This window comes from Caulobacter sp. NIBR2454 (genome assembly GCF_027474405.1).
Classification (GTDB): domain Bacteria; phylum Pseudomonadota; class Alphaproteobacteria; order Caulobacterales; family Caulobacteraceae; genus Caulobacter.
In genome coordinates this window covers 989849-1005821 of record NZ_CP114871.1, presented here as the reverse complement: position 1 = coordinate 1005821, position 15973 = coordinate 989849, and the positions used below count along the sequence as shown (strand labels likewise).

At 66.4% G+C, this 15973-nt stretch carries 16 protein-coding genes and 1 other RNA gene; 14 read left to right on the top strand and 3 right to left on the bottom strand.

Features of this window, described 5'->3' with window-relative positions; all coding sequences use genetic code 11:
* The first annotated feature begins 7 nt into the window (after positions 1-7).
* The 5 genes from O5K31_RS04885 to O5K31_RS04865 all read left to right on the top strand — a co-directional run bounded on the left by O5K31_RS04885 (position 8) and on the right by O5K31_RS04865 (position 5475).
* Complete coding sequence (locus O5K31_RS04885) at positions 8-1147, top strand: ABC transporter permease (RefSeq protein ID WP_269716200.1); 1140 nt, start codon at positions 8-10, stop codon at positions 1145-1147.
* The gene (locus tag O5K31_RS04880; protein ID WP_269716199.1) at positions 1144-1950 is read left to right on the top strand and encodes an ABC transporter ATP-binding protein; all 807 of its coding nucleotides are present in this window, start codon (positions 1144-1146) and stop codon (positions 1948-1950) included. Before O5K31_RS04885 ends, O5K31_RS04880 begins: the two co-directional genes overlap by 4 nt.
* A 4-nt stretch (positions 1951-1954) precedes the next feature.
* Positions 1955-2947 carry an HlyD family secretion protein gene (locus O5K31_RS04875; RefSeq protein WP_269716198.1) on the top strand — a complete coding sequence of 331 codons (993 nt, stop codon included), beginning with the start codon at positions 1955-1957 and terminating at the stop codon, positions 2945-2947.
* A gap of 137 nt (positions 2948-3084) precedes the next feature.
* Positions 3085-3990, top strand: a complete 906-nt coding sequence (locus tag O5K31_RS04870) for an SDR family NAD(P)-dependent oxidoreductase (protein WP_269716197.1) — start codon at positions 3085-3087, stop codon at positions 3988-3990.
* Positions 3991-4170: 180 nt separating this feature from the next.
* Complete coding sequence (locus O5K31_RS04865) at positions 4171-5475, top strand: OmpP1/FadL family transporter (protein ID WP_269716196.1); 1305 nt, start codon at positions 4171-4173, stop codon at positions 5473-5475.
* Between the two features lie 4 nt (positions 5476-5479).
* Here the strand turns inward: O5K31_RS04865 and O5K31_RS04860 are convergent, their stop codons facing one another.
* The gene (locus tag O5K31_RS04860) at positions 5480-6592 is read right to left on the bottom strand and encodes an Mrp/NBP35 family ATP-binding protein (RefSeq protein ID WP_269716195.1); all 1113 of its coding nucleotides are present in this window, start codon (positions 6590-6592) and stop codon (positions 5480-5482) included.
* Between the two features lie 121 nt (positions 6593-6713).
* Here O5K31_RS04860 and hflK point away from each other — a divergent pair, with 121 nt between their 5' ends.
* Complete coding sequence (gene hflK / locus O5K31_RS04855) at positions 6714-7850, top strand: FtsH protease activity modulator HflK (RefSeq protein ID WP_269716194.1); 1137 nt, start codon at positions 6714-6716, stop codon at positions 7848-7850.
* Positions 7847-8689 (top strand): protease modulator HflC, encoded by an 843-nt coding sequence (gene hflC, locus O5K31_RS04850; RefSeq protein WP_269716193.1) that lies wholly within the window; start codon positions 7847-7849, stop codon positions 8687-8689. Before hflK ends, hflC begins: the two co-directional genes overlap by 4 nt.
* A 61-nt stretch (positions 8690-8750) precedes the next feature.
* Here the strand turns inward: hflC and O5K31_RS04845 are convergent, their stop codons facing one another.
* Both O5K31_RS04845 and serB read right to left on the bottom strand, forming a co-directional pair.
* A complete protein-coding gene (locus tag O5K31_RS04845) occupies positions 8751-9416 on the bottom strand; it encodes an HAD family hydrolase (RefSeq protein WP_269716192.1) in 666 nt (221 codons plus the stop codon).
* Positions 9416-10294 carry a phosphoserine phosphatase SerB gene (serB, locus tag O5K31_RS04840; protein ID WP_269716191.1) on the bottom strand — a complete coding sequence of 293 codons (879 nt, stop codon included), beginning with the start codon at positions 10292-10294 and terminating at the stop codon, positions 9416-9418. The genes O5K31_RS04845 and serB overlap by 1 nt, the downstream gene beginning before the upstream one ends.
* Between serB and miaA the strand changes: the two genes are divergently transcribed.
* The 7 genes from miaA to O5K31_RS04805 all read left to right on the top strand — a co-directional run bounded on the left by miaA (position 10293) and on the right by O5K31_RS04805 (position 15970).
* On the top strand, positions 10293-11213 hold the full coding sequence (miaA, locus tag O5K31_RS04835) for a tRNA (adenosine(37)-N6)-dimethylallyltransferase MiaA (protein WP_269716190.1): 921 nt from the start codon (positions 10293-10295) through the stop codon (positions 11211-11213). The two genes, serB and miaA, sit on opposite strands and share 2 nt — an antisense overlap.
* Positions 11214-11415: 202 nt before the next feature.
* Positions 11416-13224: an acetolactate synthase 3 large subunit gene (locus O5K31_RS04830; protein ID WP_269716189.1), complete on the top strand. Its 1809-nt coding sequence runs from the start codon at positions 11416-11418 to the stop codon at positions 13222-13224.
* A gap of 8 nt (positions 13225-13232) precedes the next feature.
* Positions 13233-13784: an acetolactate synthase small subunit gene (ilvN, locus tag O5K31_RS04825; RefSeq protein ID WP_269716188.1), complete on the top strand. Its 552-nt coding sequence runs from the start codon at positions 13233-13235 to the stop codon at positions 13782-13784.
* Positions 13785-13789: 5 nt separating this feature from the next.
* Positions 13790-14539 carry a hypothetical protein gene (locus O5K31_RS04820; RefSeq protein WP_269716187.1) on the top strand — a complete coding sequence of 250 codons (750 nt, stop codon included), beginning with the start codon at positions 13790-13792 and terminating at the stop codon, positions 14537-14539.
* Positions 14540-14903, top strand: a transfer-messenger RNA (tmRNA) gene (gene ssrA, locus O5K31_RS04815). It abuts the gene before it with no gap.
* 123 nt (positions 14904-15026) lie between these two features.
* A complete protein-coding gene (locus O5K31_RS04810) occupies positions 15027-15503 on the top strand; it encodes an SspB family protein (RefSeq protein WP_269716186.1) in 477 nt (158 codons plus the stop codon).
* Positions 15500-15970 carry a PaaI family thioesterase gene (locus O5K31_RS04805; RefSeq protein ID WP_269716185.1) on the top strand — a complete coding sequence of 157 codons (471 nt, stop codon included), beginning with the start codon at positions 15500-15502 and terminating at the stop codon, positions 15968-15970. Before O5K31_RS04810 ends, O5K31_RS04805 begins: the two co-directional genes overlap by 4 nt.
* Positions 15971-15973 lie beyond the last annotated feature (3 nt).

Genomic DNA, 15973 nt, shown 5'->3' with positions numbered 1-15973 from the left:
CCGGCCCATGTCCCTGGCCCTAGCGACTTTGATCTACGAATGGCGGCGCTACTTGGCGGCGGTCATCGCACTCGCCTTCTCGGGCCTGCTCGTGCTTGCCCAGGTCGGCATGTTCATGGGCATCGGCAAGGCGTTCACAGCCAACATCGACCGCTCTCGCGGCGACCTCATCGTGCTCGGCCCCAAGGCCGAAAGCCTGATGAACGGCGGCGCGGGCCTGCCGGCCCGCATCAAGCCTGCGCTCTACACCAATCCGGCCGTGGTTGATGTCGGGGACCTGATGGTCAACGGCGGCATGTGGCAGAACGACCCCGGCCCGGGCAAGAAGCGCAAGCGCGAGTTCATCCAGACCTACGCGGTGGACACCTGGCCCGACGCCGTCACCCTGCCCACCGATTTCGATGAGGACCTGCGCGTCGCGCTGCTGGAGCCCAAGGGCGTGGCGGTGGACAAGAGCGCCCTGGCGCGCCTGGGCGTCAAACTCGGCGACCGGGCCTCGATCAACGGCCAGACCGTCCGCATCGTCGCCGTGCTCGACAACTATCCCAACATGAACTCGCCCATGGTGTTCATGTCCCGCGACTCGATGCGCAAGCTGGGAATGAGCGGCCGCGCCGATCGCACCGGCCCGCTGATGGTCCGGATCGGCGATCCGGCGCAAGCCATCGCCATCCGGGACCAGTTGAACGCCAACGCCAACGAGGCCTACCGCGTCTGGACGCGGGCTGAACTGAGCGAAGCCAACCAGGGCGCTCTGCTCAAGGAGCAGATCATCGGCATCATGCTGGCTTTCTCGCTGTTCGTCGGCCTGCTGATCGGGGTCGGCATCACCTCTCAGACCCTGCGCGGCGCGATCCTGGCCAACATTAAGGAGTTCGCCTCCCTGCGCGCCCTGGGTGTGTCCATGGGCTCGCTCCGGATCATCGTCCTGGAGCTCTCGTTCTGGGTCGGCATCGCCGGTCTGGGCGCCACGGCCCTGATGACCTTCGGAGTGGCCATGCTGGCCAACGCCGGCGGTCTGCCGATGTCCTTCCCGATCGGCATGATCACCATGGTCGCCATCTTCCTCGTCTCGATCGCGATGCTGTCCGGCCTGATGGCCCTGGGCATCCTCAAGAAGAGCCAACCTGCGGACCTGCTGCGATGAGCGCGCCCAAGCCAACCTATGCCGTCAAGGCCAGCGGACTGCGCAAGCGGTTCAAGACCGGCCGCTCCTACATCGAGGTCCTCAAGGGTGTCGATTTCGAAGCCCTGCTGGGCGAAGTGACCATGGTCATGGGCCCCTCGGGTTCGGGCAAATCGACCCTGGTGGCCAACCTGTCGGGCCTGCTGCGGCCGGACGGCGGCCGCGTCGAAGCCCTGGGCGTCAACATGTGGGGGCCGGCGGAGAAGTGGGTGGAGGAACGTGACGGTCCCTCGCCCAACATAAAAGGTCTGACGCCTACCAAGCTGGACAAGTTCCGTCTCGACAACTGTGGGTTCATCTTCCAGGGCTTCAACCTGTTCGCGGCTCTCTCGGCCCTGCAGCAGGTGACCACGGTCCTGAAGTACCAGGGTGTTCCTCCTGGCGAAGCTCACGAGCGCGCCAAGGAAGCCCTGACCGAGGTCGGTCTTGGCCATCGCCTGAATCAGCGTCCGTCGGAACTGTCGGGCGGGGAGAAGCAGCGGGTGGCCATCGCCCGCGCCCTGGCCAAGCGTCCGCGCCTTTTGTTCGCCGACGAACCCACCTCCGCCCTCGACGGCGAGAACGGTCAGATCGTCACCAAGCTTTTGCAACGGGCGGCCAAGGAACATGGAGCAGCGGTGATCTGCGTCACGCACGACCCGCGCCTGGAAGCCTTCGCCGACCGCATCATCCACATCGAAGACGGCCTGATCCTGAGCGACAGCCGCACTTCCAATGCCGAAGCGCCGAAGACCGGCCACGGCGCCAACCTGATCGGAGCCTAAGACCATGCCCGCGTTTCTTCGCCGCCGTTCCTTCTGGCTCGTCACCGCCGCCGTGGTCATCCTCGGCGGGGGCGGCGCCTTCATGATGGCCAACGCCAACGCCAAGAAGGAAAAGGCCGCCGCTGAAGCCAAGAAGGCTCCGGAAAGCCCCTACGCCGCGATCGCCAACGGCAAGGCCGACGTCGAGGGCGGCATCATCCAGGTGGCAGCCCGCCGTCAGGGCATCGTCAGCGAAGTCCTGGTCCAGGAAGGCGCGACGGTCGCCAAGGGCCAGATCCTCGCTCGCCAGCAGGACGAGGACTCCATCCTGGCCGTCAACCGCGCCCGGGCAGACGTCGCCCAGAGCCGCGCCCAGATCGCCCTTTTGGAGGTCCAGCTGCGCACCGCCCGCCGCGAAGCCCAGCGCCTGCAGAACCTGTCCGCCTCCAACTTCGTGGCCGGCCAGCGCCTGGACACGGCCCGTGACGCGATCGCCTCGGCCGAGGCGAGCCTGGCCGCCCAGCGCGCCAGTATCGCCACCGCCGAAGCCGCCCTGCGTCAGGCCGAATTCAACCTGGAAATGACCAACATCCGGGCCCCGGCCGACGGCGTGATCGTGCGCCGCTACGCCAATCCCGGCGCCGGTGCCTCGACCCTGAACGTCACCCCGATGTTCGACCTGGAGCCCAAGAGCCCGCGCATCATCCGCGCGGAAATCGCCGAAGCCTCTGTCACGGGCGTGTTCATCGGCCAGCCGGTCGAGATCAGCCTGGAATCAGATCCCACCAAGGTCTTCACCGGCAAGGTCATCCGCCGCTCGGCCATGTTCGGCGCACGCAAACTGCAGTCCGACGATCCGTCCGAGCGCACCGACGAGCGCGTGGTCGAGACGGTGGTCACCGCCGACGGCGCGCCCTTCCTGATCGGTCAGCGCGTGCTGGTGAAGTTCATGAAGCCGGGCCAGGTCGCGGGCGCCAAGCGCGCGGCTCCGCCGGCCGAGACACAACAGAAGAGCTGAAGCTCCGCAAAAACATGATCTCGAACGCCGCCTGGCCCTCCAGGCGGCGTTTTTGTTTGGTTCAGCCGCCGCTTGACGACCCTCGCGCCGCGCCGCACAACGCCCTCTACAAAACAAGCGTTTGAGGAGCGACGGGCATGGCGGACATCCGCTTCGACGGCAAGGTGGCGATCGTAACGGGCGCGGGCGGCGGTCTGGGCCGCCAGCATGCGCTGGAGCTGGCTCGCCGCGGCGCAAAGGTCGTGGTCAACGATCTCGGGGGCTCCATGGACGGTTCGGGCGGCTCGTCCGAGGCCGCCATGAAGGTGGTTGAGGAGATCAAGGCGCTGGGCGGCGAGGCCATCGCCAACGGCTCGTCCGTCACCGACGACGCGGGCGTGGCCCTGATGGTCAAGCAGGCCATGGATCAATGGGGCCGCATCGACATCCTGATCGCCAACGCCGGAGTCCTGCGCGACAAGTCCTTCTCGAAGATGGACATGCCCGACTTCGAGTTCGTGCTGAACGTCCACCTGATGGGCACGGTCAAGCCGGTGAAGGCCGTGTGGGAGATCATGAAGGCCCAGAACTACGGGCGTATCGTGGTCACCACCTCGTCGTCGGGCCTGTACGGCAACTTCGGGCAGTCCAACTACGGCGCGGCCAAGCTGGGCATCGTCGGCTTCATGAACACCATCAAGCTCGAGGGCCAGAAGAACGGCGTCCACGTCAACGCCATCAGCCCCGTGGCGGCTACCCGCATGACCGAAGGCCTGATGCCGCCGGAAGTGCTGGAGAAGCTGAAGCCCGAATATGTCACCCCCGGCGTGATCTATCTGGCTTCCGACGAAGCGCCGACCGGCGCGATCCTGACAGCCGGCGCTGGCGCCTTCGCCCTGTCGCGCATCTACGAGACCGAAGGCGTCTATCTGGGCGAGAATGGTCTCTCGGCCGAGGAAGTCCGCGACAGTTGGGGCCAGATCAGCGACGAGACGGGCCAGAAGCCCTATTTCGCCGGCGGCGAGCAAGGGCAGAAATTCTTCCGCAAAATGGCCGGCGGCTGACCAGACAAACCCTCGATTTGCCAAATCGAGGGTTTTTGACACCCATGCATTTGTGACGTTTAGGCAACGCTCCGTCGTCTTGGCGACGGAGCGCCCCTTTCAACGGCAACAGTCAGGACAAACATACGTTAGAGGGCCGTCCCGCCGTCTCCCCCACGGCTGTCTTCAAGGTTCTCCCCCATGTCCTCCCGCAAGCTTATCCTCGCGCTCGGCGTCGCCAGCGCCGCCCTCGTCGCCGCCAGCCAGGCGTCCGCCGCCGGCTTCTACCTCCAAGAACAATCGGTCCGCGGCACCGGCCGCGCCTATTCGGGCGAAGTGGCCGATCGCGGCGCCGCCAGCCTGTGGTGGAACCCCGCCGCCATCGCCGGCATCCAGAACAACGAAGTCTATGGCGGCATGAGCCTGGTCATGGTCGATTCCGAAGTGTCCAACACCGGCTCGACCATCGATCGCGTGGCTCCGGGCGTTCCGGTCCTGCCTGTCGGCGGTGACGAGCGCGCCTATGATCCGATCAAGGGCGGCATCGTTCCCAACCTGTCGGGCGCCTTCCGCGTCACCGACCGCCTGGCCCTCGGCGTCTCGACCTATGCGCCCTACAACTTCACCACCGCCTATTCGGGTACGAGCTTCACCCGCTACGACGCCCTGAAGTCGCGCCTGATGACCGCCAACATCCAGGGCACCGCCGCCTATCGCCTCGCCGACTGGCTGGACGTGGGCGTGGGCGTCAACGCCGTATATGCCGACGCCACCCTGACCTCGGCCTATCCGAACGTCTCGCCGCTGCAGCCCGACGGCCGCTCGGAACTGACCGGCGACGGCTGGGACTTCGGCTGGAACGCCGGTGTGCAATTGCACGCCAGCGACAAGCTGACGGTGGGCGCTTCGTATCGTTCGGAAATCGATCACAGCCTGGACGGCTCGGTGGTGGTCAGCGGCCTGCTGGCCCCGGCCAGCGCCGCCAATATGGACGCCGACGGCACGGCCAAGATCACCACGCCCTGGATCGCCACCCTGGGCGCCCGCTGGGCCGTGACCGACCGGCTGACCCTGAACGCCCAGGCCCAGCGCATCGGCTGGGGCGAGTTCGACGCCATCCGCGTGACCTACGCCGGCGGCGGCTTCGTCAGCGAACAGAACTACAAGGACGTCACCAGCGGCGGCGTCGGCTTCGACTACGACGTCAACGAGAAGCTGACCGTCCGCGCGGGCGTCCAGTACGACCCGACCCCTACCCCGGACATCGGCCGCACCGCCCGCGTGCCGGACGGCGACCGCTGGCTCTACGCCGCCGGCGCGACCATCAACCTGCGTGAGAACCTGAAGCTGGACATCGCTGGCGCCTATATCGCCTTCGACGAAGCCGACATCGTACGCGACGACGTGGTCTTTGGCGGCACGCCGTTGGCGACCCCGATCGCCCTGCGCGGCAAGGCCGAAGGTAGCGGCGTGGTCATGTCAGCCGGCGCTCGCTGGACGTTCTGATCGTCTAGCCGAAGCCTTTTGCAAGCGTCTGCGCCGCCGTCAGGAAAGCCCTGGCGGCGGCGCTTTCGTTTTGGCCGGACGTGAGAGGCACGCCGATGTCGCCTGCCTCGCGCAGGGCGATCTCGATGGGGACCTGGCCCAGCAGCGGCACGCCCAGGCGATCGGCCTCGGCCTGCCCGCCGCCCGTACCGAAAATGGGAATGGGCGCGCCGGTCGAGGGATCGGCGAAGAACGCCATGTTCTCGACCACGCCCAGGATCGGGGTGGCGGTCTTGCGGAACATCTCGGCCGCGCGCCGCGCATCGATTAGGGCGATCTCCTGCGGGGTCGAGACGATGACCACCCCGTCAATGGACAGCTTCTGGATCAGGGTCAGCTGGATGTCGCCCGTGCCCGGCGGCAGGTCGACCACCAGCACGTCCAGCGGCTCAGCCTCCGAACCCCAGGCCACGTCCTGGATCATCTGGCGCACCGCCGACGAGGCCATGGGTCCGCGCCAGATCATCGCCTGGCCGGGATCGACCATGAAGCCGATCGACATCAGCTTCACGCCATGGGCTTCCAACGGTTGCAGCTTCTTGTCGACGAACACCGGCTCACCATCGACGCCCATCATGGTGGGGGCCGACGGACCATAGACATCGGCGTCCAGCAGGCCGGTGCGCAGGCCCAGTTTCGCAAAGGCGCAGGCGAGATTCACCGACACGGTGGATTTACCCACCCCGCCCTTGCCGCTGGCCACGGCGATCACGTGGCGGACATGGGCGGGCTTTTCGGCGGACGGCGGCGGGGCGGCCTGGGCCTGCGGATCAGCGGCCACGCGGGCTGCGCCCTTTCGCACACGCTCGGTTCCGCTTTCAGCCGCAGCGGTCAGCACGACCTGGGCTGTCGTGACCCCCGGAAGGCCCGCCAGCAGCTTCTCGGCCGCCTCGCGCACCGGAGCGTAGGCGGCGGCGTCCGCAGCCGTAACCTCCAGCACAAAGCCGGCGCGACCGTCCCGCACCACCAGTCCTTGCACCCGCCCTGCGTCGGCCAGACCACGTCCAGTCTTTGGATCGAGTATCCCGTTCAGCGCCGAAAATGCGGCGTCCCGGGTGGTGGTTTGAGAGTGATCCATATCTGATCGGCTTGCTTTGCGGCGATGGGGGTCTCATATCCGCAGGACAGCGCCGGTTTACAAGCCCGCCTCGGGCTTACCAGCGGCCGCGCCGAATTAATGAAAGAGACGACGCGACCTTATGCCTTGGAACGACAATTCTAATTCAGGTTCGGGCTCCGGGCCCGGCAAGCCAGGTCCCTGGGGCGCGCCCCAGCCGGAAGACGGCAAGGAAACCCGCGACGACAAGGCCCAGCGTCCCTCGGGCGGTCGACCCGGGGGACCCAGGGGTCCCCGCAAGCCGCCCCCGCCTGGGCCGGATCTGAGCGAAGCGCTGGATCGGCTGAACGCTCGCCTGCGGGAATTCTTCACCGACCGCAATGGCAAGGTTCGCCCACGCGCGGTCGGAACCGTGGTAGCGGGCGCAGCGATTCTTTACCTGGCGACCGGCGTCTATTTCGTGCAGCCGGACGAACAGGCGGTCGTGACCACCTTCGGCGCCTATTCGCGCACAACGGGTTCGGGCGCGGGCTATCACCTGCCCTGGCCGGTGGAGGCGGTGGAGAAGGTCTCCGTCACCACCCTGAACCGTATCGACGTGGGCGGCCTGGAAGGCGCTGACGTGCCGGAAGAAAGCCTGATGCTGACCGGCGACGAGAACATCGTTGATCTGGACTTCTCGGTTCAGTGGCGCGTCGCCGACGCCTCCAAGTACCTGTTCAACGTCCGCGACCCCGACGCCACGGTCAAAGCCGTCGCCGAAAGCGCCATGCGCGAAGTGGTCGGCCGCACGGCCCTGCAGCCCGTCCTGACCACCGCCCGTGGCCAGGTCCAGGAACAGGCCGCCCAGCTGATGCAGTCGGTCCTCGACCGCTACGACGCTGGCGTGTTCATCGACGGCGTACAGATCCGTAACGCCAACCCGCCGATCGACGTCATCGACGCCTTCCGCGACGTGGCCGCCGCCGGCCAGAACGCCGAATCCGCCGCCAACGTAGCCCGCGGCGAAGCGGCAAAGGTGATCCAGGCCGCCATCGGCTATCGCGAGCAAGTCGTGCGCGAAGCCGCCGGTGAGGCCGCCCGCTTCAACCAGGTGTACGAACAGTACCGCCTGGCCCCGGGCGTGACCCGCGAGCGCCTCTATATCGAAACCATGCAGCGCGTGCTGGCCAACTCCAACAAGGTCATCCTGGACACCAAGGGCAGCGGCCCGGTCGTCCTGCCGCCTGACGTCTTCCGCCCACGTACCGCGGCTCCCGCCGCGAGGAGCGGCCAATGAACCGTAATCTCGTCGCCATCGCCGCCGTCGTCGTGGTCGCTCTCATCGTCCTCGGCAACAGCATCTACCAGATCGACCAGCGCCAGCAGGCGCTTGTCATCCGCTTTGGTGAGCCGGTTCGCGTGGTCACCGACCCGGGTTTGAAGCTCAAGGCGCCGTTCCTTGAGAACATCGTCATGTTCGACAAGCGCAACCTGTCGCTAGACGCCGAACAGGGCGAAGTCATCACCGCCAACCAGGAGCGTTTGGTCGTGGACGCCTACATCCGCTACCAGATCAACGATCCGCTGCAGTTCTACCGCACCCTGCGCGATGAACGCGTGGCGGCCGACCGTCTGGAGCGGCTGGTCAACGCCACCCTGCGCCAGACTCTGGGCTCGGCCACGTCGGAGGACATCATCTCCCGCCGTCGTCCGGAATTGACCCGCATGACCCGCGACGTCGTGATCCGTCAGGCCGCCGCCTCCAAACTCGGCCTGCAGGTGGTGGACGTCCGTATCAAGCGCGCCGACCTGCCCGAAGCCAACCAGAAGGCGGTCTATGAACGCATGCAGACCGCCCGACAGCAGGAAGCGGCCCAGATCCGCGCCGTCGGCGAACAGCAGAAGCGCGAGATCATCGCCACCGCCACCGAGGAGTCCGAAAAGATCCGAGGTGAGGGCGACGCCCGCCGCGCCGAACTGTTCGCCTCCAGCTTCGGCCGAGACGCCAGCTTCGCGGCCTTCTACCGGTCGATGCAGGCCTATGAAGCGTCGCTGGCCAATGGCGACGCAACCCTGGTGCTGTCGCCTGACAGCGCCTTCTTCAAGTACTTCGAACGCGGTCCGAGCGGCCAATAACCGCTTCCCGCAGACCAACCTGATGAGCCCTCCTCCGCCATGCGGGGGAGGGTTTTCTTCGTCAGGCCGCCCGCTTCAGCAGGTCCAGCACGTGGTGCAGGCTGTCGGCGATGTGGACGCACTTGGTCCGGGCGTCCTCATTGGCGTCCAGCAGGTCGGGCACCATCACGGTCATCATCCCCGCCCCGTGAGCGGCGGTGACCCCCGCATGCGAGTCCTCCAGCGCCAAGCAATGCAGCGGATCGATACCCAGCCGCGCGGCGGCGGTCAGGTACGGCTCCGGATGCGGCTTCTTGTTGACGACCTCGGGCCCAGTCACTGTGGCGTGGAAGCGTTCACGCACACCCAGCCGGCCCAGATATCCCTCGACCTGCAACGGTCCGTTGGACGTGGCGATAGCGCGCGGCATGTTCAGTTCGTCCAGGTGGTCGAGAAGTTCGATCACCCCGGTCTTCAGCTGAAGCTGTACCTGCAGCAAACCTTCGATCTCGCTCCAGGCCCGCGCCCAAAAGGCGTCGGTCGAGAAATCCCGGCCATACAGATCCCGTAGGATGTCGGTGCATACCGCGTGGGTGTGGCCGATCATCGAGCAATAGACGCCGCGGTTGATATCGACGCCAAACTCCTTGCCCACCGCCTCCATGCCCGCGGCATAGACCGTCTCGGTATCGATCAGCAGGCCGTCCATGTCGAAAACGACAGCTTCGATGCGGCGGGGAAAGGGCATCAGGCGAAGAACTCCTCGGCGCGGTAGCCCTGGAAGTAGAGCATGGCGGTCAGGTCGGCGTGATCAACCCGGGCGTCAGCCTGGGCGGCGACCACGGGCTTCGCGCGATAGGCGACGCCCAGGCCCGCGGCCTCGATCATCGCCAGGTCGTTGGCGCCGTCGCCGATGGCCAGGGCTTCTGCGGGGGTGACGCCCAGGGCCGCGGCCTCTTCCCGCAAGGCGGTCAGCTTGGCTTGGCGGCCCAGGATCGGCTCGCCCACCAGACCCGACAGCACATCACCATCCTCAAGCAGGGTGTTGGCGCGGTTGTCATGGAAGCCCGCCGCGATCGCTACGCGGTCGGTGAAGAAGGTGAAGCCTCCCGAGACCAGTACGCAGCGCGCGCCGTGCGCGGCCATGGTCTTCACCAGCACCTCGGCGCCGGGGTTCAGGCTCACCCGCTCGTCGAAGCAGGTCTGAAGGGCCGAGCGGTTCAGGCCCTTCAGCATGCTGACCCGTTCGCGCAGCGCGCCCTCGAAGGCCAGCTCGCCGCGCATGGCGCGTTCGGTGATCTCGGCGATCTGCGCCTTCACACCCGCATAGTCGGCCAGTTCGTCGATGCATTCACAGCCGATGATGGTCGAGTCCATGTCCGCCACCAGCAGGCGCTTGCGGCGGCCCTCGGTCGGCTGGACGCAGACATCGACCGGTAGATGAGCCACGGCCGCCTCCGCCTCGGCGCGGAGCGTGACGCGGTCGGTCGCCTCCACGATCAAGTCCTCGGCCTGGGGGCCAAGGCGTGCGGTTTCCTTGACGACGGCGTTCAGGCCTGCGACCGCATGGGTCCCGGCGGAAAGCGCGTCCGGATCGGAGCTGACGAGCGTGACGGCGAATAGCATGGAGCCCCGCATGTGGCTGATCGCCGGACCCACCGCAAGCGGCAAGTCCGCCCTGGCCCTCCGCCTGGCGCAGGAAACCGGCGCCGAGATCGTCAACGCCGACTCCATGCAGATCTATTCCGACCTGCATCTGCTGACCGCCCGTCCATCCGAAGAGGTAGAGGCTCTGGCCCCGCACCACCTGTTCGGCGTGGTTGATTCCGCCGAAGGCTGGTCAGTCGGCCGCTGGCAGGAGACGGCGCTCAAGGTCCTGGCCGATATCGCCGCGCGAGGCCGCCCGGCGGTGGTCGTTGGCGGCACCGGACTCTATTTCCGCGCCCTGACCCACGGCCTGGCGGAGATCCCGCCTGTGCCCGACGCTGAACGCGACGCTGCGGGTGAGCGGTTCGACACCATCGGGGAGGAAGCGTTCCGGGCGGAGTTGCGCGCCTTAGATCCTGTGGCGGAGGCGCGGATCGCCCCCGCTGACCGCCAGCGCCTGGTCCGGGCGCACGCCGTCGCGACGGTCACCCGCCGTCCTCTGTCCGAATGGCAGGCGGACACCAGCCCGCCGATTCTCGCCGACGCCTGGCAGGGCGTGGTTCTCGAACCCGACCGCGAAGCGCTCTACGCTCGCTGCGACCTGCGACTTGAGGCGATGGTCGCTCAAGGCGCGCTGGATGAGGTGGCCGCGCTGGACGCCCGGGGGCTCGATCCCGCGCTTCCGGCTCTCAAGGCGGTCGGTTTTCGCGAACTATCGGCGCATCTGAGGGGTGAAATCTCCCTGGCCGAAGCCCTATCGGCCGCGCAGATGGAGACGCGCCGCTACGCCAAGCGCCAGTTGACCTGGTTCCGGAACCAGACCCCCGACTGGCCCCGCATCGACGCCGTCACGCAAAATGATCAATGGGGGCAGTTTATTGCTCAAACACGTGCTTGACGCCCATTAAAGGGCATGGCATTCCTCGGTCGTGGATTTGGAGCAACAACTCGTGCGCGACCTGAAGATCGTACTTACAAGGCGACCGACATCGACGTGATCCCCTCAAAAGGATCGCGACGAAGTTAGGTCGCGCGCACAAGGGCCCCTCTGGGGCCTTTTTCTTTTTCTAATCCGTCACCCCGTTTTCCGGACCGCCAAGATGACCGCCCAGACCCTGCAACCCGCCAAACCGGCTGACACGACAGACCGCTCTATGACCGGCGCCGAGATCGTCGTCCGCGCCCTGGTCGATCAGGGCGTTTCGACCCTGTTCGGTTATCCCGGTGGCGCGGTGCTGCCGATCTATGACGCGCTGTTCCACGAGCCGCGCCTGCAACACGTGCTGGTCCGCCACGAACAGGGCGCGACCCACGCGGCGGAAGGCTACGCCCGCTCGTCCGGCAAGCCGGGCGTTTGCCTTGTCACCTCGGGCCCCGGCGCGACCAATGCGGTGACCGGCATCCTGGATGCCCTGATGGATTCCATCCCGATGGTGATCATCACCGGCCAGGTCCCCACGCATCTGATCGGCACCGACGCCTTCCAGGAAGCCGACACCGTCGGCATCACCCGCTCGATCACCAAGCACAACTATCTGGTCAAGAGCGCGTCGGAACTGCCGCGCGTGATCCACGAGGCCTTCACCATCGCCACCACGGGCCGGCCGGGCCCGGTGCTGATCGACATCCCCAAGGACGTCCAGTTCGCTCGCGCCGACTACTATGGTCCCGAAGAGGTCGAGCCGGTCCATGGCTATGAGCCGCGCATCCGCGCCGACGCCGGCCGCATCGCCGATGCGGTTCGCCTGATCGCCGGGGCCCGTCAACCGATCCTCTATACCGGCGGCGGCGTCATCAATTCGGGGCCGAAGGCCAGCGCCCTGCTGCGAGAGTTCGCGGCCCTGACCGGCGCGCCGGTCACATCGACCCTGATGGGCCTGGGCGCCTTTCCAGCCTCGGACCCGGCGTGGCTGGGCATGGTCGGCATGCATGGAACCTATGAATCCAACAACGCCATGCACGACTGCGACGTGATGATCTGCGTCGGAGCGCGCTTCGACGACCGGGTCACCGGGCGGCTGGACGCCTTCTCGCCTGGCTCCAAGAAGATCCACATCGATATCGACCCGTCCTCGATCAACAAGAACGTCCGCGTCGACATCCCGGTCATCGGCGACTGCGCCACGGTTCTCGAGGACATGATCGCCGCCTGGAAGTCGGGCGGTCATGAGGCCAACCGCAACGCCCTGGATGACTGGTGGCGGCAAATCGACGGCTGGCGCGCCCGCCAGTGCCTGCGCTATCGCGCCTCCGACAAGGTCATCAAGCCGCAGCAGGCCGTCGAGCGCCTGTACGAGCTGACCAAGGGCCGCGACGTGCGCATCACCACCGAGGTCGGCCAGCACCAGATGTGGGCCGCCCAGTACTTCCGCTTCCAGGAACCAAACCGCTGGATGACCTCTGGCGGCGCGGGCACCATGGGCTACGGCCTGCCGGCCGCCATTGGCGTGCAAATGGCCTTCCCCGAAAGCCTGGTCATCGACATCGCGGGCGAAGCCTCGATCCAGATGTGCATCCAGGAGATGTCGACGGCCATCCAGTACGGCACGCCGGTGAAGATATTCATCCTCAACAACGAATGGATGGGCATGGTCCGCCAGTGGCAGCAACTGCTGCACGGCGAGCGGTACAGCCACTCCTATTCCGACAGCCTGCCCGACTTCGTGAAGCTGGCGGAAGCCTATGGCGCCACCGGCATCCGGGTCGATGATCCGGCCGATCTGGACGCCGCGATCCAGCGGATGATCGACACGCCCGGCCCGGTGATCGTCGATTGCCGCGTCGAGAAGCATGAGAACTGCCTGCCGATGATCCCCTCCGGCAAGGCGCACAATGAAATGATCCTGCCCGACGACGCCGACCTCGACATGACCAAGGTCATCGACGAAGCCGGCCGACGTCTGGTTTAAGGAAGCGCATGCCAAGCGATCTTACGCCCGCCTCCGCCTATGACCTCGTGACCGCCGACGCGGCCGAGTACACCGCCACCTTCGCCCTGCTCGTGGACAACGAGCCGGGGGTGCTGCATCGCTTGGTCGGCCTGTTCGCCGCCCGGGGTTACAACATCGAAAGCCTCACCGTCGCCGAGACGGACCGCAAGGCCCACACCAGCCGCATCACCGTGGTGACCCGCGGCACGCGCCACGTGATCGAGCAGATCGAGCAGCAGCTGAAGAAGGTGGTCGCGGTCCGCCGCGTCCATGACGTGACCCGTGATCCCAACGGGGTCGAGCGTGAGCTGGCCTTGGTCAAGGTGCGCGGCACGGGACCTGAGCGCGTCGAAGCCCTTCGGGTCTCCGACATCTTCCGCGCCAAGGTCATCGACACCACGGCCGAGTCCTTCGTGTTTGAGCTGACCGGCGCGCCGACCAAGATCGACAGCTTCGTGGAGCTGATGCGCCCCTTGGGCCTCGTCGAACTCTCGCGCACCGGCGTCCTCTCCATCGAGCGCGGCGCCGAGGGGATGTAGTCGCCGTGAGCCTGACCGCAGCCGCCCTCGCGCTTCTGCTTCAGGCTCAGCCTGCCCCTGGGCCCGATCCCAATGACTGGTGGAACGCCAAGGTCGAGCGCCCTTCGCCCGAACGCGAGCCACTGGCTGGCCGGCGGCTGGACGAGGGCCAAAGCCTTCCCGCCATCGATAACGGCGTCGATCCCCTGCTCTACCGCCTTTGGGGCCTGCAGCCCCTGCAGACCCAGATCGTCGAGCGAGGCGAGATGGTGGTCGAGCTCTGGCGGCGGCCATCCCTTAGCGTCCGCCAGGCAGTCATCCGCGTCACGGTTCGCCGCGACGGCCGCGCCTTCGTCCAGGCGCGCGCGGGACTGGGCTGCTGCTCGCCGGAGATCGGGCGACGTGTAGGCGTGGATGCGGAATTGGCTTCCGCCGAACCCTATAGAAATCTGGCCGCTCTGCCCGCCTGGGACGCCCCGCGCCGCGTAACGGTTCTGGACGGCCAGGGATCAATCGCCAGCCTCTGCCTCGACGGAATATCGTGGGACGTGACGCTGCTGACCCAAGACCGGACGCGCCACCTGCGTCGCGCGTGTGACGGGGCGGAGATCGGCCAGATCGCAGACATCCTGACGCCTCTCGTCGCCGCCGCCCTTGGGCGTGATCCGCGAATCGACGTGCTGTTTCCGCGCGGTGCGGACTTCGAGGCGGATCGCCGCGCCTATGACGCCCTGATCGCCGCCAGCGGCCGGCTGGAGGCGTCCAAAGTCCCATAAGGGGGTGCAATCGCGGGCGCGATTGCCTATATTGGGGGGGTCAGGGTTCGCTCTGACTATGGAGATAAACGCGCACGTAATAAGCGGACTGGACCCGGGTGCGATTCCCGGCGGCTCCACCAAAACCTTCCGGAGTTATCGCCGGATGTCATGGGGCCGATCAGCATCGACAGACGTGTAAAGGTGATTGCCTTCTCTCGGCATGGTTCCGCCGCATCGGGCCATTTTCTAAATGCGAACGATAACTTCGCTGAAGAAGTCCGTCTGGCTGCGTAAGCGCTAGGTTGATTTCGACCTTAAAGTCCTAGGGGTTCAGATCCTTAGGCGGGGCTCGGGGAGGGCCTGCCAACAGAACCTCCCCACTTTCCTTTTTTCCGCGATTTCAGAAACTTCCCGGGCCATGGCTGCTTTTGTCAAAGCGGCCTTGCGCGGCCATACTGACGCGCTAGTTTCGCCGCTGCTTTCAACTTCTGTATCGTGACCGAGAATGGCCCAGGAAAAGCCGCCCGAAGACCTCATGCACTATGAGGCCATGGCCCAGGAGGCGCTGCGCGGCGTGATCCGGAGCGCCATGGAGCGCGCCGCCCACCCCAATGGCCTGCCCGGTCACCACCATTTCTACATCACCTTCAAGAGCCGGGCCCCCGGCGTCGAAGGCCCACAGGACCTGCTGGGCAAGTACCCGGACGAGATGACCATCGTCCTGCAGCATCAGTATTGGGACCTCGAAGTCACGCCCGAGCAGTTCTCGGTGACGCTGAAGTTCGGCGGCCAGCCCAAGAACCTCGTTGTCCCCTATGCGGCCGTCACGCGTTTCTACGACCCCAGCTGCCAGTTCGTGCTGCAGTTCGAGGTGGACGACGTGCCCGAGGCTCCGAAGTCCGAGCCCGACGCGCCCCCCCGCACCGGCGGCGATGACGACGGCCCCAAGGTCGTCTCCCTGGACCAGTTCCGAAAGAAGTGAGCGACGTCGCCTCGGACACGCCAGAAAGCCTGACCGACGAGGCGATCCTCGAGCGGTTCGAGCGCTCGACCAACCAGCCTTCGGGCTCGAAGACGGTAGGCTTCAGGCTTATCCGCGTCAGCCAGGCCGACCGTGAGGTCGAGGTGACCTTCGACGCCCGCGCCGACCTGCTGGCTAATCCCATGGGCCAGGTCCAGGGCGGCTATGTCTGTGTCATGCTGGACGAATGCATGTCGGTGGCCTGCCTTGTCACTTCGGGCATGACCTGTGTGGCCCCCACCCTTGAGATGAAGACCAGCTTCCTGCGGCCGGCCATGCCGGGCCAGCTTCGTGGAGTCGGCCGCGTGGTCAAATGGGGCAAGACCATCGCCTTCACCGAGGGCGAGCTGTTCGACGCGGAAGGCCGGCTGGTGGCCAAGGCGACGGGAACGGCGATGCCCACCCCCTTCGCGAAGTTCAGGAAGTAGGGC